Origin of the sequence: Streptomyces sp. NPDC005551 (assembly GCF_042871785.1) — a bacterium.
Classification (GTDB): Bacteria; Actinomycetota; Actinomycetes; order Streptomycetales; family Streptomycetaceae; genus Streptomyces.
On sequence record NZ_JBIAJE010000002.1, the window covers coordinates 263,313 to 283,104 of the forward strand.

Genomic DNA, 19,792 nt, shown 5'->3' on the forward strand with positions numbered 1-19,792 from the left:
GTTCCGGGCCGGGGCTGCTGAGGGGCGTCCCGCGGTCACGCCTCGACGATCGTGCGCATCCGGCGGCCGGTGAGGGAACGGCCTGCCTGAACCCCGTACGAACCCTTCACAGGACGCGACGGGCCGGCGGCCTCGCCCACCGGGGCCACGCACCATGGCGTGCGTCCCGTGCGTCACGCGATACTGCGGCCGTTCGGAGCACCCCACGGCGACGGAAGGCACGAACTCCCTTGACTCACGCACGTGTGCGCATCGGTGTACTCGCACTGGCCCTGGTGGCGGGGCTCGCGGCCACGCCGGCCGCGACGGCGGCCGCGCCCGGCCAGGCGGCGGAGGCCTCCACGGTCGAGGAGCAGCGGCTCGACAGGGCGGCGCCCCAGGAGATCCTGCGGCGGTCCGGATTCGACACGGTGGCCCCGCGGTTCGGCCGGTCGCTCGACGCGGCGCGCTCGTACGCGCAGGCCGAGCGCCTCGTCGTACGGCAGGGCGGGCAGTTGTGGCGGCGGGCCGTGGACCGGGCCCAGGGACGCGGCCCCGCGGGCGGCGACCTGAGCCGCGACGACGACCGCCCGCTGTACTGGGCACGGCTCGGGATGACCCGCGAGGTGCGCACCTGGGAGCCGCGGTTCGCACTCACGGACGGCCAACGGCGTGCGCTGCTCGCCAGGCTGGAGGAAGGCTCACGCGGGCAGAACGCGCTCCGCTACCCGCACGGCCGGGGCGTGAAGCGGATCCTGCTCACCGGGTTCGACCCGTTCACGCTGGACCGTGACGTCCGGATTTCCAATCCCTCGGGCGCGAGCGCGCTCGCCCTGGACGGGACGACGATCCGGACCGCCCGCGGCCCGGCCCGCGTCGAGACGGCGGTCTTCCCCGTCCGCTGGCAGGACTTCGCCGACGGGACGGTGGAGCGGACACTGCGCCGGCGGCTCGGCCGCGTGGACCTGTTCACGACGGTCAGCCAGGGCCGGGTGGGGCGGTTCGACGTGGAGCGGACCAACGGGGCCTGGCGGGGCGGTTTCCCCGACAACGAGAACGTGTCGCGCACCGGGACCGTCCCGGTCGCCGACCCGGCCTCGCAGCCGCAGTGGACGTCGACGACGCTGCCGTACCGGGCGATCGTGGCCGCGGACACCGGACGCTTCCCGGTGTACGACAACACCGCGGTGACGGAGATACCGGCGGGCGGCACGGAGCCGGTCGTGCGGCCGGGCGGTCCGACGCCGGGCTCGGCGGCCCGGGCCGGCGGCGGCGGCGACTACCTCTCCAACGAGATCGCCTACCGCGCGACGCTGCTGCGCGACCGGCTCGGGCTGCACGCCGCGCTGCCGGGCGGCCATGTGCACACGCCGGTGCTGGAGTTCGGCACGGGCAACACGGACCCGGCGGCCGGCGCGGTCACCGATCCCGGGTTCGTGCGGAACCGGCTGGACATCATCGCGCAGGTCCGGTCGATCCTGCGGACGGCCGTGGACGCGGGGTAGACCCGGCCCGCGGCGAGGACCTCCGTCAGGCGATGGCGCCCTTCCCGTCGCCCGGGTACGGCGTGCCGGGGTGACCGTCGCCCGGGTACGGCGTCCCGGGGTGACCGTCGCCCGGGCGGGTGCGGTCGGCGTCGGCGTCCTCGCCGTCGGGCTCCCCGGACCGCTCGCCGAGCAGGTCGCGGGCCATCAGCGTGGCGCCCGCGACCGCGCCCGGCATCAGGAAGACGGCGACGAACGGGACCACGAAGGCGACGGCGAGCGGGGTGCCGAAGCCCCAGACCAGGGCCTTGCGGGAGCGGAGCAGGGCGAGGCGGTCCCGCAGCTCGACGCGGCGGCGCTGGAGGGCCACCCCGGTGAGTTCCTCCGTGAGGAAGAAGCCGGTGACGAAGAACCCGATCACCGGGACCGCGGTCTGGCCGGCGACCGGGACGAAACCGAGGGCGAAGAGCAGGACGCCCCACACGAGGGCCCGGACGAGGATGCGGAGGCTGTCCCGGCCCGAGATCCACAGCTCGCGCCAGAGCGGCAGGCCCGACTCGGGGGCGGTGCCGTCCGGGGAGACGTCCCGGTCGACCCGCTCCGAGAGGGACTCGTAGAAGGGCTGGCCGACGAGCAGGGTGACCGCCGTGAACGTGAGCACGGAGAGGGCCAGGGCCAGGGCGAAGAGGACGGCGGTGAGGAAGCCGCGGAAGAGGCCCTGCCACGGGCTGCTCCAGTCGTCCGCGAACGGGGTCGCCCAGGTCGTGAAGTCCTGGCCCCAGAGGGCGAGGGCGGTCAGCGCCGCCGCGTACAGCACGAGGGTGATCAGGCCCGGGAGCAGTCCGAATCCGTACTGTTTTCCGTGCCTGGCGACCCATCGCTGACCTTGCGCCAAGTAGTTGAAGCCCGCCCCGAGATCACCCATGGGCCGAACCTTACCGGGCGCTACGGACGGGGCCGCGGAGACGGTGTCCTGAGGCCCTGGCATGACAAAGGCCGCACCCCCGGTCCGGGGTGCGGCCTCCGCCGTGCGTGACCGGCGCCGTCAGACGAGCGTCACGGTGATGTCGCCCCGGGTGGCCTTCGAGTACGGGCACACCTGGTGGGCCTGCTCCAGAAGCGCCCTGGCCGTGTCCGCGTCCACGTTCGGCAGCGAGGCGGAGATCTCGACCAGGAGGCCGAAGCCGTCCTCGTTCCTGCCTATGCCGACCTTCGCGGTGACGGTCGAGCCGGTGAGGTCGGCCTTCTGCCCGCGGGCGACGACGCCGAGGGCGCCCTGGAAGCAGGCGCTGTACCCGGCGGCGAAGAGCTGCTCCGGGTTGGTGCCGGCGCCGCTGCCGCCCATCTCCTTGGGCGGGTTGACGACGACGTCGAGTACGCCGTCGTCGGTGGCGACCCGGCCGTCGCGCCCGCCCTCGGCGGTGGCGACGGCGGTGTACAGGACGTCGGACTGCTGGATGGCCATACGGTGCTCTCCTCCTTGGTCCGCCGCGACTCGCGCCCACGATCGCGACGACTTCGGAAAGAAGTTACCGTATGCCGGAAGACTGGCGGCAGGTCCCGCACCTCGCGGAGCGCGCGGGCTCCCGGGCTCCCGGGCTCAGAGCTTGACGATCATCTTTCCGGTGTTGTCGCCGCGCAGGACGCCGAGGAACGCCTCCAGGTTGTTCTCGATGCCCTCGACGACCGTCTCGCGGTGCTTCAGCTCGCCGGAGCGGACCCAGGCGCCGACCTCCTCGACGAACTGCGGCTGGAGGTCGTAGTGGTCGCCGACGAGGAAGCCCTCGATGCGGCCCCGGGTCTGGATGAGGCGGGCGAGGTTGCGCGGGCCGGGCGCCGGCTCGGTGTTGTTGTAGACGGAGATCATGCCGCAGACGGCGATCCGGCCGTCGCGGTTGAGGCGGCCGATCGCGGCCTCCAGGTGGTCGCCGCCGACGTTGTCGAAGTAGACGTCGATGCCGTCCGGGGCGGCCTGGCGCAGCTGCTCGTTGACCGGGCCGCTCTTGTAGTTGAAGGCGGCGTCGAAGCCGTACTCCTCAACCAGCAGCTTGACCTTCTCGTCCGAGCCGGCCGAGCCGATGACGCGCGAGGCGCCCTTCAACTTCGCGATCTGGCCGACCTGGCTGCCGACGGCACCGGCGGCGCCGGACACGAACACGGAGTCGCCCTCCTTGAAGGAGGCGGTGCGCAGCAGGCCCGCGTACGCGGTCAGGCCGGTCATGCCCAGCACGCCCAGGTACGTGCTCAGCGGGGCGGCCTCCGGGTCGACCTTGACGGCGTGCGCGGCGTCGACGGCGGCGAACTCGCGCCAGCCGAGGAAGTGCAGCACGTGGTCACCGACGGAGATGCCCTCGGCGTTCGAGGCGACGACCTCGCCGACCGCGCCGCCCTGCATGACCTTGCCCAGCTCGAAGGGCGCGACGTACGACTTGGCGTCGCTCATGCGGCCCCGCATGTACGGGTCGACGGAGAGGTACTTGTTGCGTACGAGGACCTGGCCGTCCCGCGGCTGCGGGACCTCGGACTCGACCAGCGAGAAGTCCCCGGGCTCGGGCCAGCCGACCGGGCGGCTGAGGAGGTGCCATTCACGGCTGACGGCGGGGAGCTGGGGCGTGTCGGTCATGGGGCGCCTTCCTGTACGGCTTGCGGAGCGGCTCTCGCACCACGGTTGTTTCATTACCTGAAACAACCATGCTCCTGAATATTTCAGAATGTCAAGTAACCGGGTAGCCTGGGGCGCATGTCCCCGCAGAAGACCCGCCCCGACTCCCTGACGCTCGAGGTCGTCGACCTCATCGGCAGTGTGGTGGCCCGCTATCACGAGGAGTACGAGGAGGCGGCCGCCGAGCACGCGCTCACGGGCGCGCAGGCGCGGCTGCTCGGCCTGCTGACGCTGGAGCCGCTGCCGATGCGGCGGCTGGCCCAGCGACTGCGGTGCGAGCCGTCGAACGTGACGGGGATCGTGGACCGGCTGGAGGCCCGGGGTCTCGTCGAGCGGCGGCCCGACCCCGCGGACCGGCGCGTCAAGCTGGCGGCGCCCACGGAGGAGGGCCGCCGGGTGGCCCGCGGTCTGCGCGACTCCCTCGACTTCGCCCGCGAGCCCCTGGCCGGCCTCTCCGACGAGGAGCGACTGTCCCTGCGGGACCTGCTGCAGCGCATGCTCGACGCCTGACCTCCGCCCGCCGGGCGACGCTCACTCGGCGTGGCCGTGTGCCCGGTCACGGCGCCTGACACCCGCGCGCCTCAGTGACCCGGCACGGACCGCGTCAGGGACGCCGTGGCCGGGCAGCCCGCGTCAGGTGCATGGGCGTCAGGCGGCCGGCCTCAGGCACACCACCGCTTGGGCGACCCGCCTCAGGGTGCACCAGAGCCTGCGCAGCCCGCGTCAGGTGCACGGGGGCCGTGCGGACGGCCACCGGCGCACGGGGCCGGGCGGCCTCAGGCGTACCACGGCCAGGGCGGCCGACCACAGGCACACCAGCGCCTGGGTGACCCGCCTCAGGGTGCACCAGAGCCTGGGCAGCCCGCGTCAGGTGCACGGGGGCGCCGCCGGCCATCGGCGCACGGGGCCGGGCGGCCTCAGGCGTACCACGGCCACGCGGCCGGCGTCAGGCGCACCACCACAGGAAGCGGTCGCACGTCCTGGTGGGGCTCGGGGTCGGGGCGGGTTCCGGCGACGTGGGCTGCGCGGTCGGGGGCGCGGAGGTCTCGGGGGGCGCGGTCACGGCGGGTGTCGAGGGCGAGGTGCCGGTGAGCGGGTCCGTGGACGCCGACTGCTCCGGTTCGTCCTCGGCCTTCTCCTCGTCAGCGTCCTTCTTCTCGTCCCCGCCGGATTCGGAGGCCGAGGGGGACGCGGAGTCGTCCGGCGAACCGGAGGGACGGGCACCGTCCCCGCCGCCCGTGCCGCCCGTGCCGCCGCCCGGCGCGGAGGTCTCCTCGATGGACTTCGAGCCGCCGTCGGCCGTCTCGTCGCCGGCCGCCGCGGCGCTCGGCGCGGAGCCCGGGACCTCTATGCCGAGTTCGGCGAGGCTCAGCCCGCCGGCCGCGAGCAGCAGTCCGGCGCCCGCCAGCAGGGCCGTGCGCCGCCGGCGCCGGTGCGCGGCGGCCCTGCGGTCACGCCGCCCCGCCCGCCCCGCGCTGTCGCCGCGGGTCCCGCCGCCGCGTCCCTGCCGGCGGGCGGCGGCGCGGCCGGGACGCTCGGCGGCGTCCCCGTACGGCCCTGCGGCGGCGTCCGTCGCCGCGGGCCCCTCGGGCGCGTCGGCGTGCGCCCGGCACGCTTCGGCCGGGGTGCCGCACCCCGGGCAGGCGAGGGCGCCGTTGAGGTGCCTTCGGCACGGCTCGCAGTAGTCCATGACGCCGGAAGACTAGGTTCCTCTCAGGTCACGTTCCTAGTCACAGTCGTGAAAGTTGTGTGGGGAACCCCGGATTCCGGCCCGCAGGACCGGGGCCGTGCGGTGTCGCGGGCGGCACGAGCGCGGCATACCGCCGAAATACGTCGTCGCCGGTTGCGTTCGACCCATTGACACCTCCGGGGCCGCGTCCTTACTGTCACGCCAAGATTTCGAACGTGTGACGAAATTTCGAACAGAACCGAGAGCACAAGGGAGTAAATGCCGTGCGCATCACGGGAATCAGCACGCACGTGGTCGGGACGCCGTGGCGGAACCTGACCTACGTCCAGGTGCACACCGACGAAGGACTCACGGGTGTCGGCGAGACCCGGATGCTGGGGCACACCGACGCGCTGCTCGGCTACCTGCGGGAGGCCGAGGTCAACCACATCCTCGGTTCGGACCCGTTCGCCGTCGAGGACCTCGTGCGCCGCATGAAGTTCGGCGACTACGGGCGGGCCGGCGAGATCGTGATGTCCGGCATCGCGGTGATCGAGATGGCCTGCTGGGACATCAAGGGCAAGGCGCTCGGCGTGCCGGTGTGGCAGCTGCTGGGCGGCAAGGTCACCGACAGGGTGAAGGCGTACGCCAACGGCTGGTACACCACCGAGCGCACCCCGGAGGCGTACCACAAGGCCGCGCAGGAGGTCATGGCGCGCGGTTACCGGGCGCTGAAGATCGACCCGTTCGGGACCGGCCACTTCGAGCTGGACCACGAGCAGAGCCTGTACGCGGTCTCGCTCATCGAGGCCGTACGCGACGCGATCGGCCCGGACGCCGAGCTGATGCTGGAGATGCACGGCCGCTTCTCCCCCGCCACCGCCGTCCGCCTGGCCCGCGACCTCGCGCCCTTCAAGCCGGCCTGGCTGGAGGAGCCGGTCCCGCCGGAGAACCTGAAGGCGCTGGAGAAGGTGGCCGCCAAGGTCGACATCCCGGTGGCCACGGGCGAGCGCATCCACGACCGCATCGAGTTCCGCGAGCTCTTCGAGAGCCAGGCGGTCGACATCATCCAGCCCGACGTCGGCCACATCGGCGGCATCTGGGAGACCCGGAAGCTGGCGGCGACCGCCGAGACCCACTACATGCTGGTCGCCCCGCACAACGTGGGCGGCCCGGTGCTGACCGCCGCGAGCCTCCAGGTCGGCTTCACCTCGCCGAACTTCAAGATCCTGGAGCACTTCAACGACTTCGCGGACGCGGAGATCAAGAAGGTCGTGAAGGGGGCCCCGCAGGTGGTCGACGGCTACTTCGAGCTGTCCCACGCGCCCGGTCTCGGCGTCGAGCTGGACGTGGACGCGGCGGCGGAGTTCCCGCAGCAGCAGGCCCGGTTCGACCTGTGGGCGGAAGGCTGGGAGCAGCGCAGGCCGAAGGGCACGCAGTGAGCGGCGCGGTCGTCGTCGACGCGCCGGGCGAGCACCGGCTGACCGCGCACGAACCGGTGCGGCCGGCGTCCGGTGAGGCGCTGGTCCGCGTCCACGCGGTCGGCATCTGCGGCAGCGACCGCGAGGTCTACCAGGGCAACCGGCCCGAGGGTTACGTCCGTTACCCCCTCACGCCGGGCCACGAGTGGTCCGGGACCGTGGAGGCGGTCGGGGCGGGCGTCCCGCCGGAGCTCGTCGGCCGCAAGGTGGTCGGTGAGGGCTTCCGCAACTGCCAGGTGTGCGACCGCTGCCACGCGGGCGAGACCACCCTGTGCACGGCGGGTTACGAGGAGACCGGCTTCACCCAGCCCGGGGCGATGGCCTCGACGCTGACCCTTCCGGCGCGGCTGCTGCACGTCCTGCCCGAGGACGCCGACCTGACGGCCGCCGCGCTCCTGGAGCCGGCCGCCTGCATCGCGGCGGCGGCGCTGAAGGCGAACGCGCGGCCCGGCGAGCGGGTGGCCGTGGTCGGCACCGGCACCCTCGGGATGTTCGCCGTGCAGTTCCTGCACGCGGGTTCGCCCGCGGAGCTGCTCGTGGTCGGCACCCGCCGGGACCGCGAGGGGCTCTCGCGGGACTTCGGCGCCACCGGATTCCGCACCCGGGACGAGAAACTGCCCGGCGGCTTCGACGTCGTGATCGAGACCGCCGGGTCGGCGTCCGCCGCGCGCACCGCCGCCTCCCTGCTGCGGCGCGGCGGACGCCTGGTCCTCACCGGCATCCCGGCCCCGGGCGCCGAGGGCCTCGACCCCACCGATCTCGTCGTACGGCAACTGGAGGTGCACACCGTGTTCGGAGCGCCGCCGGACGCCTGGGCGCACACGGTGCGGGTCTTCGGCGCCGGACTGCTCGACCCGCTGCCCCTGGTCACGCACGAACTGCCGCTCGCCGAGTTCCCCCGGGCCATCGAGCTGGTGGGGTCCGGCGACCCGGCGGTCGGCAAGGTCCTGCTGCGTCCCTGAGCCGTACGCCGGTACGAAGGACCCTGACGCTTTCGTACCGGCGTACACCCCATGCCACGAACTTCGTCCGAAATATCGAACCTGAAGGACAGCTTGTGACCGACGCTCCCCCTGCGGCGCCCCGTCGACCCGGCGAACAGGCACTCGCCGCGCTCGGTATGGCCGCGCCCGCCCTTTCCCCCGCCGACGCCTCGCCGCACTCCTTCCCGGGCGGCGGCCGCTGGCGCACCGAGGTTCCCTCCGTCGAGGGGCCCGAGGCGCTCGCGGTGGTCCTCAAGGAGTCCTCGCGGCTCGACGTGCCGATCCACCGGATCAGCCAGGGCAGCGGCGTGTGGATGCTGACCGACGCCGAGATCACCGAGATGGTCGAGTCCACCGGTGAACGCGACATCGAACTGTGCCTGTTCACCGGCCCGCGCGGCACCTGGGACATCGGGGGCTCCGTGCGCACGGACTCCCGCGGCGGCGGGCTGCGCGCCCGGGGGCACGACGCGGTGGCCGGCTGCGTCGAGGACGCCGTCCGGGCGACCGAGCTGGGCGTCAAGTGCCTGCTCGTCGCCGACGAGGGCGTGCTGTGGACGCTGCACCGGGCCCGCGAGGCCGGTCTGATCCCGGCGGACACCACCCTGAAGGTCTCGGCGCTGATCGGCCCGGTCAACCCGGCCGCGTACGCCGTGTACGAGCAGCTCGGCGCGGACTCCGTCAATGTGCCCAGCGACCTGACGCTCGACCACCTCACCGAGATCCGCCGGGCGTCCGCGGCCCCGATGGACATGTACATAGAGGCCCCGGACGATCTCGGCGGCTATGTGCGCATGTACGAGGTCGCCGAGCTGATCCGGCGCGGCGCCCCGCTCTACCTCAAGTTCGGCCTGTCCAAGGCCCCCGCGATCTACCCCTACGGCGCCCACCTGCGGGACGTGACGCTGGACACCGCCCGGGAGCGGGTGCGGCGCGGCCGGCTGGCCCTGGACCTGCTCGCGCGACACGGCGCGGACGGCGACATGGCGCCGCTCGGGTCCCGGCTGCCCGGCTCGCTCAGGCGGTTCGCAACTCCGTCGTAACGTTCTGAACTCAGCCCTTCACAAAAGACCACGCAGCCGCACACAATCCCACACACCTCGTCTCGGTCCTTCCTCGCACCGCCCCCGTACCGCCCGACCGAGCCCCGCCCGGACATCAAGGAAGATGATCATGCGCAATCGCAGAGCAGTGCTCGCCTCCGTAGCCACCGCCGCCTCCCTCGCCCTCACCCTCTCGGCCTGCGGGCAGGACAGCGAGGGCGGCAGCGAGTCCAAGGACAAGAGCGCCAAGGGCTCCACCGTCGGCATCGCGATGCCGACCAAGTCGTCCGAGCGGTGGATAGCCGACGGCGCGAACGTCGAGAAGAACCTGAAGTCGGCCGGCTACAAGACGAAGCTGGTCTTCGGCGAGGACGACCCCGACACCCAGGTCTCGCAGATCGAGAACATGATCACGCAGGGCGTCTCGGCCCTGATCGTCGCGGCGATCGACAACAAGTCGCTGGACAACGTGCTCCAGCAGGCGGCCGACGCGGACATCCCGGTGATCTCCTACGACCGCCTGATCCTCGGCACCAAGAACGTCGACTACTACGCCTCGTTCGACAACGAGAAGGTCGGCGAGCTCCAGGGCGGCTACATCGTCGACAAGCTGGGCCTGAAGGACGGCAGCAAGAAGGGCCCGTTCAACGTCGAGCTGTTCGCGGGCTCGAACGACGACAACAACACCAAGTACTTCTTCCAGGGCGCCATGAACGCCCTCCAGCCGTACATCGACAAGAAGCAGCTGGTCGTCAAGTCCGGCCAGACGAAGCTCAACCAGGTCACCACGCTGCGCTGGGACGGCGGCACCGCGCAGAAGCGCATGGACGACCTGCTGACCTCGGCGTACAAGAACGGCCGCGTGGACGCGGTGCTCTCGCCCTACGACGGCATCTCGATCGGCATCCTGTCCGCGCTCAAGTCGGACGACTACGGCAGCAAGAGCAAGCCGCTGCCGATCGTCACGGGCCAGGACGCCGAGGTCGCCTCGGTGAAGTCGATCATCGCCGGTGAGCAGACGCAGACCGTCTACAAGGACACCCGCAAGCTCGCCGAGGTGGCCGCGCAGATGGTGGACGCGGTGCTCAACGACAAGAAGCCCGAGGTCAACGACACCAAGACCTACGACAACGGCGCGAAGGTCGTCCCCGCCTACCTCCTCGACCCGGTGAACGTCGACAAGTCCAACTACAAGGAGACCGTCGTCGACTCCGGCTACATCAAGGAAAGCGACCTCAACTAACCGCCGCGTACTCAAGGATTGGTAGGCACGACCATGGCGGGACCCGTCCTGGAAATGCGCTCGATCGTCAAGACCTTTCCCGGCGTCAAGGCGCTGTCGGACGTCTCTCTGAGCGTCCGCCCGGGCGAGGTCCACGCCATCTGCGGGGAGAACGGCGCCGGCAAGTCGACCCTGATGAAGGTCCTCTCCGGTGTCCACCCGCACGGGACCTACGACGGGGAGGTCCTCTTCGAAGGGGAGACCTGCCGGTTCAAGGACATCCGGGCGAGCGAGCAGCAGGGCATCGTGATCATCCACCAGGAGCTTGCGCTGGTGCCGTATCTCTCCATCGCGGAGAACATCTTCCTCGGCAACGAGCACGCCACGCGCGGGTTCATCAGCTGGAGCGAGACGCTGAAGCACGCGAGCGAACTGCTGCGGCGGGTCGGGCTGGCCGAACACCCCGACACGCGCGTCGCCGACATCGGTGTGGGCAAGCAGCAGCTCGTCGAGATCGCCAAGGCGCTCTCCAAGAAGGTGAAGCTGCTGATCCTCGACGAGCCGACGGCGGCTCTGAACGACGAGGACAGCGGCAAGCTGCTCGACCTCATCCTCGGTCTCAAGGACGAGGGCATCACCTCGATCATCATCTCGCACAAGCTCAACGAGATCGAGCGGGTCGCGGACTCGGTGACGATCCTGCGCGACGGGCGGTCCATCGAGACGCTCGACGTGAAGGCGCCGGAGACCACCGAGGACCGGATCATCAGCGGCATGGTCGGCCGCGACCTCGACCACCGCTTCCCGGAGCGCACCCCGCACCGGCCCGAGGCGGGCGCCGCGCCGGCCCTGGAGATCCGCAACTGGACCGTGCACCACCCGATCGACCAGCAGCGCAAGGTGGTCGACGACGTGTCGATCTCCGTGCGGCGCGGGGAGATCGTCGGGATCGCGGGACTGATGGGCGCCGGGCGCACCGAGCTGGCGATGAGCGTCTTCGGGCGCACCTACGGCCGGTACGCGGGCGGCACGGTCCTCAAGGACGGCGCGGAGATCCGTACGAAGAGCGTGCCCGAGGCGGTGAAGCACGGGATCGCGTACGTGACCGAGGACCGCAAGCACTACGGCCTCAACCTCATCGACACGATCAACCGCAACATCTCGCTCAGCGCCCTCGGGAAGGTCTCCCGGCGCGGCATCGTGGACGAGCACGAGGAGCGTCAGGTCTCCGAGGGCTTCCGCAAGTCCATGAACATCAAGGCGCCCACCGTCTTCGAACCGGTGGGCAAGCTGTCGGGCGGCAACCAGCAGAAGGTCGTCCTCAGCAAGTGGATCTTCGCGGGCCCGGACGTGCTGATCCTCGACGAGCCGACCCGCGGGATCGACGTGGGCGCCAAGTTCGAGATCTACACGGTCATCGACAAGCTGGCCGCCGAGGGCAAGGCGGTCGTCTTCATCTCCTCCGAGCTGCCGGAGCTGCTCGGCATGTGCGACCGCATCTACACGATGGCGGCGGGCCGGCTGACCGGTGAGGTGTCGCGGGCCGAGGCCACGCAGGAAGTGCTGATGCGCCAGATGACGAAGGACAAGAGGTAAGAGGGATGAGCACGAATGTGACCGCCAAGAGCCCCGCGCCGGCTCCCGCCGGCAAGGGCGGACCGGCGGAGGGCGACGGCCTGCTGCAGCTGATCATGGACGGCATGCGCCGCAACATGCGGCAGTACGGGATGCTGATCGCTCTCGGACTGATCGTCGTCCTGTTCGCGGTGTGGACCGACGGAGACCTGCTGCTGCCGCGCAACGTCTCCAACCTGGTCCTGCAGAACAGCTACATCCTGATCCTCGCGATCGGCATGATGCTCGTCATCATCGCCGGCCACATCGACCTGTCGGTCGGCTCGCTCACGGCGTTCGTGGGCGCGGTGGCGGCGGTGCTGATGGTCGAGCACGACGTGGCCTGGCCGGTCGCCGTGGTGCTGTGCCTGGCGCTGGGCGCGGCCGCCGGAGCGGTGCAAGGGTTCTTCATCGCCTATCTCGGCATACCGTCGTTCATCGTCACCCTCGCCGGGATGCTGCTGTTCCGCGGTCTGACGGAGATCTTCCTGGAGGGCCAGACGCTCGGCCCGTTCCCCGACGGCCTCCAGAAGGTCGCCAACGGCTTCCTGCCCGAGGTCGGCCCGGACACCAACTACCACAACCTCACGCTGCTGCTCGGCTTCGCCGTGATCGCCTTCGTGGTGATCCAGGAGGTCCGTGACCGCAGGCGGCAGCAGGAGTTCGCGCTCGACGTGCCGCCCGCCAAGCTGTTCCTGCTGAAGCTCGTCGCGCTGGTCGCGGCGGTCCTCACGGTCACGATGATGCTGGCCAGCTACAAGGGCGCACCCGTGGTGCTGATCATCCTGGGCGTCCTCGTCGTCGGCTTCGGCTACCTGATGCGCAACGCCGTCATCGGACGTCACGTGTACGCGATCGGCGGCAACCTTCCCGCGGCCAAGCTGTCCGGTGTGCGGGACAAGAAGGTGACCTTCCTGGTCTTCCTCAACATGGGCATGCTCGCGGCCCTGGCGGGCCTGGTCTTCGCGGCCCGCTTCAACGCGGCCTCTCCCAAAGCGGGCGTGAACTTCGAACTCGAAGCGATCGCCGCGTCGTTCATCGGCGGTGCGTCGATGAGCGGCGGTGTGGGCACGGTCCTCGGCGCGATCATCGGTGGCGTCGTCCTGGGTGTGCTGAACAACGGCATGAACCTCGTCGGCGTCGGCAGCGACTGGCAGCAGGTCATCAAGGGCCTGGTGCTGCTGGCCGCGGTCGGCTTCGACGTGTGGAACAAGCGCAAGGTCGGTTCGTAAGCAGGCGAGGGAGCCGAAGGGGCGCGTCGGTGCCGGGACCGCGAACGCGCGGAGGCCGCAGGGCCGAGCACGGTCGTCGGCCCGGCACCGGCCGGGGCGCCCCGGAGGCGAACCGAGCCGCAACCAGAGGGAGCCGCACATGGAAGCAAGCAGACGCACCGTCATCGCGGCGGCAGCCGCCGCGGGACTCACCGCCGCCACGGCCGGCACGGCCCACGGCGCGGCCGGCCGGAAGCCGGTGAAGGAACTCTTCGGCAAGCTCGCCGACGGCACGAAGGTCCACCGCTGGTCGCTGGAGAACGGCGGCACGCGGCTGAAGGTCCTGTCGTACGGCGGCATCGTCCAGTCCCTGGAGATCCCCGACCGGCACGGCCGCCACAAGAACGTGTCCCTCGGCTTCGACAACATCGAGGACTACGTCGCCTCCAGTCCGTACTTCGGCGCGCTCATCGGCCGGTACGGCAACCGCATAGCCAAGGGCAGGTTCACGCTCGACGGCAAGGCGTACCAGCTGTCCGTCAACGACGGGGAGAACAGCCTGCACGGCGGGGCCAAGGGCTTCGACAAGCGGGTCTGGGACGTCGAGGGCTTCACCTCCGGCTCCGACGTGGGACTGGTGCTGCACCACACGAGCGTCGACGGCGAGATGGGCTATCCCGGCACGCTCCGCGTCAAGGTCACCTACACGCTGACCCGGCACGGCGACTGGCGGATCGACTACGCGGCCACCACCGACAAGGCCACCGTCGTCAACCTCACCAACCACGTGTACTGGAACCTGGCGGGCGAGGGCAGCGGCTCGGTCTACGACCACGAGCTGAGCATCGCCGCCTCCCGCTACACCCCCGTCGACTCGGGTCTGATCCCGACCGGCGAGCTGGCGAAGGTCGCCGGCACCCCCTTCGACTTCCGCCGGACCAAGACCGTCGGCGAGGACATCCGGGAGGCCGACCAGCAGCTGCTGTACGGCAAGGGCATCGACCACAACTGGGTGCTGGACAAGGGCAGCACGGCCAGGCCCGTGCAGGTCGCCACCCTGCGGGACCCGTCCTCCGGCCGCACCCTGAGGATCGCGACGACGGAGCCGGGGCTCCAGTTCTACTCCGGCAACTTCCTGGACGGCACGCTCGTCGGCACCGGTGGCCGCATCTACCGGCAGGGCGACGCGCTGTGCCTGGAGACGCAGCACTTCCCGGACTCGCCGAACCAGCCGTCGTTCCCGTCCACGGTGCTGCGGCCCGGTCAGACGTACCGGACGACGACCGTGCACTCGTTCGGGGCCTGACGGTCCCCGCGAACACGCACGAGTTGAACAGCGCCACCTCCGTCTCCGTATGAGAGGGCGGCCCGTGCTCCCCCGCACGGGCCGCCCAAGACGGCGGGCCGGACCTCCCCACCGGGCCCGCCCCCTACGGAGGTTCCATGGCCGACAACGTCACGTCGCTGTTCCGCAGCACGGCGGCGCACAGCCCCTCGATGGCCGCGCTGACGCGTGAGGGCGACGGGGCCGGCCCGGTGGACTTCTGCATCCCGTGCAACCCGTACTTCCCCACACCGGCCATGTTCGACGAGCTGGCCGGGCGGCTGCGCGAGATCATCACGTACTACCCGAGCAGCGCGGACACCATCACGGCCGAGCTGTGCAGCCTGCTCCGGCTGCCGCCGCAGTGCGTGGCGATGGGCAACGGCTCGACGGAACTCATCACCTGGATCGACCATCTGCTGGTGCGGGAGTCGCTCGCCATTCCCGTCCCCACCTTCGGCCGGTGGACCGACCAGCCGATGGAGACCGGCAAGCGCGTCGACATGTTCCCGCTGCAGGAGTCCAGCGGCTTCGCCCTCGACCTCGCCCAGTACGCCGAGTTCATCCGCGCCCGCGGCTCGCGCGTCGCCGTCATCTGCAACCCGAACAATCCCGACGGCGGCTTCCTGCCGCGGCATTCGGTCGTGCAGTTCATGGACGCGATGGCCGACCTGGACCTGGTCATCATCGACGAGTCGTTCCTGGAGTTCGCCGACGCCGAGTCCGAGCCCAGCGTGGTCGAGGACGCCGTGATGCGGCCCAACGTCATAGTGCTGCGCAGCCTCGGCAAGAACTTCGGCCTGCACGGCATCCGCTTCGGCTACCTGGTCGCGAACCCGGCGCTCGCCGGCAAGGTCCGCACCATGCTGCCCAAGTGGAACCTGAACTCCTTCGCCGAGACGGTGGTGTTCATGCTCAAGGAGCACGGCGCCGAGTACCTGGAGAGCCTGCACATGGTCCGCCGGGACCGGCTCGACATGGCCCGCCACCTCTCCGCCCTGCCCGGCCTGACGGTCTACCCCTCGCAGGGCAACTTCATCTTCGTGCGGCTGCCGGTGGGCGCGGAGGGCACCGTGGTCCGGGACCGGCTCCTCACCGAGCACCGCATCCTGGTCCGCGAGTGCGGCAACAAGATCGGCTCGTCCAGCCGCTTCCTGCGGCTCGTGGTGCGCCCCCAGGTGGACGTGCGTCGCCTGGTGTCCGGCCTGGAACAGGTGCTCTACGGGACCAGGAGGGGAGCCGCCGTGCCCGAGCAGGGCATCAGCTACAGCTCGGGCACGGCGGCGGTGGACCGGCTCGTCGGCGCCACGAACGGGGCGGGCACGCAGGGACTTGCGGCGCAGGCCGACGCCTGGCCCGGACAGACTCCCGGCGCCATGCCGGGCCTCGCACCGGCCCCGGCACCGGCCGCCGTGATGCCGGCCCCGGCGGCGGCCATGCCCGCGATGGCACCGGCGCCCGCCGGGGGCCTGACGGCCGTCGCCCAGACCGGCATGCCCGGCCTGGCCGCCGCCGCGCAGGCCCCGCAGTACGGCGGCCAGGACACCTCGTACGGCGGCGCGGACTCCTCGTACGGCGACCGGGCGACGGGGCTGGGCGCCGCGGGAGGACTGACCGCCGCCCAGGTCAGGGGCTACACCCAGCCGCCGCCTGCCCAGCCGCCGCCTGCCCAGCCGCCGCAGGCCCCGCCCCAGCCCGCCGGCTGGCCGGCGGCCGGCCCCGCGTACCACCAGGTCGGATAGCGACGGGGCGGGGCGACGGGCCGCCGCCTCCCGCGCCCCAAAAACCGGTCGGCACATGGACGCCGGGGCTTGTGGCGCAGGGTCACGACTCGCGGTCGGGGTTGTGGGCAGGGCCACCGTCGGGTGGGGCCGCAGCGCTGGCCTCGGTGATGGTCCTGGTCGTGAACGCGACCCGGTCGAAGAACGGCCGGAACACGCCGGGGGCTGCCGCGGCAAGTGCGTGGAGGGGGTGCGCGGTGATTGTCTGCGCACGGCGTTCGATGCCCGACACGATGCTGCGTACGGCCTTGTCGACGGTCCACATCCGCCAGAGTCCACGTTCGTTTCCGCTCCACAGGCGCCGACCTGCCGGATCCGCGTGGACCGCGTCCATCATGGGCGTCTTGAGAAAGGTCGGATGCAATGTGCCGACGTCGACGCCGAGATGCCTCACCTCCAGGCGGATGCTGTTGCTCATGGCCCAGACGCCGGCCTTGCTGGCGGTGTACGGGCCTTGGAGCGGGGAGTGTACGAAGGCCGCCATCGAGGAGATGGCCAGCAAGTAGCCGCGTTGACGTCCGACGTGCGGGAGGGCTGCCTTGAAGGTTCGCCATACTCCGGTCAGATTCACGTTGATGACCCGCTCGAAGGCGTCGGGATCGAGGGTGGCCGTCGGGGCGACGACGTTCACCCCAGCGTTGGCGACGACGACGTCGATGCGACCGAAGTGGTCGGCGGCTCGGTCGATCGCGGAGCGGACGCTGACGAGGTCGGTCACGTCTGCGTGGGCTGCCCACGCGGTGCGGGGCCCGCCGAGCATGTCGGCTTGCGCGGCGAGGGCGGTCTCGTCGCGGCCGAGAAGGGCGAGGCGCGCACCTCGATGGTGCAGTGCGTCGGCGAGGGCGGAGCCTAGTCCGCCGGTGGACCCGGTGATGACGACGGTGCGTCCGGCAAGGTCGTAGCGGCTCATGAGGCTCTTTCGGGACGGCTGGATCGTTCGGAGGGTCCGGGACGGTTGGTCCGCGTCTTGTCAGGTGGAGAGGGGAACATCGTCCGCGGGCTGGGCATTGGCGGTCGCAGCGGTGTGGTGTCGGGGGATTTCAGAGCCCGGCCGTGGAGGAAGACGGCGGCGCCAGGGGGCGGGCAGCCACCAGTTGGCGTCACCCGCCAGCTTCATGACGGCCGGCACGAGCAGGGGGCGGATCACCGCAGCGTCCAGGAGGACGGACAGCGCGACGGTGACGGCGATGGTCTTCAAGATGGCGACGTCCGTCACTGCGAGCGCCAGCAGAACAACGAGGACCACGGCGGCGGACGCGGTGAACAGCGGTGCGGCGGCTTGCATGCCCTCGGCGGTCGCGCGGACGGTGTCGCGGGTACGAACGTGCGCCTCGGTAATGCGAGCCAGCAGCAGGATCTCGTAGTCCATCGACAGGCCGAAGGCGAGAAAGAACGCGATGAACGGCAGTGAGAGATCGGTGTTGCCGGTCATGGCGAAGTCGCCGAACCACTGGCGCAGGTGGCCTTGCTGAAAAACGTAGACCATCGCGCCGAAGGTCGCCGTGAGGCTGAGGAGGTTGATCAGCAGGGCCTTGATCGGGAGGAACAGGCTACGGGTGAAGGCCAGCAGCAGGACCAGGGTCGTGACCGTCACGACCACAACGGCACCGGGCAGGTGGTGAAACGCCGAGGTGCGGGTGTCCAGGAAGTCGGCCGTGGCCCCACCGGTGAGGGCCGGCACGGGGGCCCGTTGAGCGCGGACGGTGTTCAGCAGGTCGACAGCGGCAGTGCTGTAGGGCCAAGGTGTGGCGTTGATCGCCAGCCAGGTGCCGCTGGGCAGGGTGAATCGTCGTAGTCCCGAGCAGACGTGATGCGCAGGTGTCGCTTCGGTGGGTTGGCACCGACGGCCGACGGGTTTGCCGTCGAGGTAGGTGCCGGTCGCGGTGCGTAGCCCTTGGACGCCGGGGAGGCGGGAGAGATCGCGGGCGTAGGCATCGAGGCGGTCGGCGTCGTCCGGGCGGGCGGGATGCCAGTTGTGCAGGACGACGTCGATCTCGGTCCCGAGGTAGGGGAAGTCGGTGTGCAGATCTCTCATGGTCCGGGCGACGGGTGAATCGGCGGGCAGGGCACGTTCGGCGCTGAAACCGAAAGTCACATCGCGGAAAGGAAGAGCGAGCAGGAGCAGCAGGGTGCTGGTCAGGGTGACGACCACAAGGGGTCGTCGCATGACGGCGGTCGCCAGGGTGTTCCACCGGGCGGCGTCCCGGGAGGCCTGGCGTCGGCGGGCGAGAATGTCCCGCCCGGCCAGGCGTTCACCGAAGCAGGCAAGGCCGGCCGGGACGATCAGCAGGGACGCCGCCGCGGCCAGGACGATGACGCTGATGCCTGCGGTGGCCAGCGAGCGCATCAAGGGCACGGGGAAGAGCAGGAGTCCCAGCAGTGAGACGGCGACGACTCCGGCGGAGGCGATCACGGTGCGTCCGGCGGTGCAGGTGGCAAGGACCACCGCTTGGGCGTGCGGGCGGCCGAGGGCGGTCTCCTCGCGGTAGCGGGCGATGAGGAACAGGCTGTAGTCCACGGACAGGGCAAGCCCAACGGCCGTGGTGAGGCTGAGGGCGAACGCCGAGATCGGGGTGACGGCGGCGACGGCGCGCAGGATGGCGGCGGTGCCCGTGATGGCGACAGTACCCACGGCCAAAGGCAGAAGCGCCGCTGGAAAGCTGCCGAACATCAGAAACAACAAGACGAAGGTGAGGGGCAGGGCCATGAGTTCCATGCGCACCAGGTCCCGCTCGCTGTGCGTCTGGATGGCGCGAGCCACGGCTGCCTCTCCTGCCGCTCGGGTCTCCAGGGGGCCATGCCGGCCGTCGGCATGGGCGAGGACGTCTGCGACGGCGGCATGCTGAGCGGGCTCGGTGGTGTCGAGCCACACGGCGATGAGGGCCGTACGGCCATCGGCGGCGCGTAGCAGGGGGTCCGGTGGGGGCGGGGGTGCCGGAGTGGAGGCAGTCGGGTCGAGAGGGCCTGTCCAGTACGAGTCGACGGCGGTGACACCGGTGACGCGGCCGAGGTCCTCCGCGAGGCGGGTACCGGCGGTGCGCGCGGCTGGCTCGTCGACGGACCCGGTGGTGTGGGCGAGGAACAGGAGGGGCGGCATACCCCCGTGCGGGGACTGCGCCAACCGGTTGCGCACCTGTGCCGCCGGGGTGTTCTCGGCAAGCCAGCCGCCGCTGCTCAGGTGTGCGGAGACTCCGGCGGACAGCAGACCCGTGAGGACGACGAAGAGTGCGGCGGCGGCCAGGACGAGCCGGTTGCGGCGTGCGGCCCACCGGGCGAGCGCGGCAAGGGGGCCCGGGATGTGCGAGCGGTCGGGTTGCGGGGGTGGCTCGCACATCACGG

At 71.1% G+C, this 19,792-nt stretch carries 16 protein-coding genes; 10 read left to right on the forward strand and 6 right to left on the reverse strand.

The window, feature by feature from the left end; all coding sequences use genetic code 11:
• The first annotated feature begins 230 nt into the window (after positions 1-230).
• The gene (locus ACFYP4_RS05420; protein WP_388783011.1) at positions 231-1,484 is read left to right on the forward strand and encodes a pyroglutamyl peptidase; all 1,254 of its coding nucleotides are present in this window, start codon (positions 231-233) and stop codon (positions 1,482-1,484) included.
• A gap of 25 nt (positions 1,485-1,509) precedes the next feature.
• Here ACFYP4_RS05420 and ACFYP4_RS05425 read toward each other — a convergent pair whose 3' ends face one another.
• From ACFYP4_RS05425 to ACFYP4_RS05435, 3 genes are all read right to left on the reverse strand, one after another.
• Complete coding sequence (locus ACFYP4_RS05425; protein WP_388783014.1) at positions 1,510-2,388, reverse strand: EI24 domain-containing protein; 879 nt, start codon at positions 2,386-2,388, stop codon at positions 1,510-1,512.
• 120 nt (positions 2,389-2,508) lie between these two features.
• Positions 2,509-2,928 (reverse strand): organic hydroperoxide resistance protein, encoded by a 420-nt coding sequence (locus ACFYP4_RS05430; RefSeq protein WP_358855727.1) that lies wholly within the window; start codon positions 2,926-2,928, stop codon positions 2,509-2,511.
• A gap of 135 nt (positions 2,929-3,063) precedes the next feature.
• Entirely contained in the window at positions 3,064-4,086 is a 1,023-nt protein-coding gene (locus tag ACFYP4_RS05435; protein WP_358855728.1) for an NADP-dependent oxidoreductase, read from the reverse strand.
• A 117-nt stretch (positions 4,087-4,203) separates the two neighbouring features.
• Between ACFYP4_RS05435 and ACFYP4_RS05440 the strand changes: the two genes are divergently transcribed.
• Complete coding sequence (locus tag ACFYP4_RS05440) at positions 4,204-4,635, forward strand: MarR family transcriptional regulator (RefSeq protein ID WP_358855729.1); 432 nt, start codon at positions 4,204-4,206, stop codon at positions 4,633-4,635.
• Between the two features lie 436 nt (positions 4,636-5,071).
• On the opposite strand, the gene ACFYP4_RS05445 is transcribed toward ACFYP4_RS05440, so the two are convergent.
• Positions 5,072-5,815 (reverse strand): hypothetical protein, encoded by a 744-nt coding sequence (locus ACFYP4_RS05445; protein WP_388783019.1) that lies wholly within the window; start codon positions 5,813-5,815, stop codon positions 5,072-5,074.
• A 263-nt stretch (positions 5,816-6,078) separates the two neighbouring features.
• Here ACFYP4_RS05445 and ACFYP4_RS05450 point away from each other — a divergent pair, with 263 nt between their 5' ends.
• From ACFYP4_RS05450 to ACFYP4_RS05485, 8 genes are all read left to right on the forward strand, one after another.
• Positions 6,079-7,236: a mandelate racemase/muconate lactonizing enzyme family protein gene (locus ACFYP4_RS05450; RefSeq protein ID WP_358855731.1), complete on the forward strand. Its 1,158-nt coding sequence runs from the start codon at positions 6,079-6,081 to the stop codon at positions 7,234-7,236.
• Entirely contained in the window at positions 7,233-8,237 is a 1,005-nt protein-coding gene (locus ACFYP4_RS05455) for a zinc-binding dehydrogenase (protein ID WP_388783022.1), read from the forward strand. Before ACFYP4_RS05450 ends, ACFYP4_RS05455 begins: the two co-directional genes overlap by 4 nt.
• A gap of 95 nt (positions 8,238-8,332) precedes the next feature.
• Complete coding sequence (locus ACFYP4_RS05460) at positions 8,333-9,301, forward strand: hypothetical protein (RefSeq protein WP_358856010.1); 969 nt, start codon at positions 8,333-8,335, stop codon at positions 9,299-9,301.
• Between the two features lie 130 nt (positions 9,302-9,431).
• Entirely contained in the window at positions 9,432-10,544 is a 1,113-nt protein-coding gene (chvE, locus tag ACFYP4_RS05465; RefSeq protein WP_358856009.1) for a multiple monosaccharide ABC transporter substrate-binding protein, read from the forward strand.
• Positions 10,545-10,577: 33 nt separating this feature from the next.
• A complete protein-coding gene (gene mmsA / locus ACFYP4_RS05470; protein WP_358856008.1) occupies positions 10,578-12,119 on the forward strand; it encodes a multiple monosaccharide ABC transporter ATP-binding protein in 1,542 nt (513 codons plus the stop codon).
• Positions 12,120-12,124: 5 nt separating this feature from the next.
• Positions 12,125-13,369: a multiple monosaccharide ABC transporter permease gene (gene mmsB, locus ACFYP4_RS05475; RefSeq protein ID WP_358856007.1), complete on the forward strand. Its 1,245-nt coding sequence runs from the start codon at positions 12,125-12,127 to the stop codon at positions 13,367-13,369.
• 139 nt (positions 13,370-13,508) lie between these two features.
• Positions 13,509-14,654: an aldose epimerase family protein gene (locus ACFYP4_RS05480; RefSeq protein ID WP_388783026.1), complete on the forward strand. Its 1,146-nt coding sequence runs from the start codon at positions 13,509-13,511 to the stop codon at positions 14,652-14,654.
• A 137-nt stretch (positions 14,655-14,791) separates the two neighbouring features.
• Positions 14,792-16,414: a pyridoxal phosphate-dependent aminotransferase gene (locus ACFYP4_RS05485; protein WP_388783029.1), complete on the forward strand. Its 1,623-nt coding sequence runs from the start codon at positions 14,792-14,794 to the stop codon at positions 16,412-16,414.
• 82 nt (positions 16,415-16,496) lie between these two features.
• Here the strand turns inward: ACFYP4_RS05485 and ACFYP4_RS05490 are convergent, their stop codons facing one another.
• The gene (locus ACFYP4_RS05490) at positions 16,497-17,363 is read right to left on the reverse strand and encodes an SDR family NAD(P)-dependent oxidoreductase (RefSeq protein WP_388783032.1); all 867 of its coding nucleotides are present in this window, start codon (positions 17,361-17,363) and stop codon (positions 16,497-16,499) included.
• 60 nt (positions 17,364-17,423) lie between these two features.
• Positions 17,424-19,787 carry an MMPL family transporter gene (locus tag ACFYP4_RS05495; protein ID WP_388783035.1) on the reverse strand — a complete coding sequence of 788 codons (2,364 nt, stop codon included), beginning with the start codon at positions 19,785-19,787 and terminating at the stop codon, positions 17,424-17,426.
• Positions 19,788-19,792: the final 5 nt, after the last annotated feature.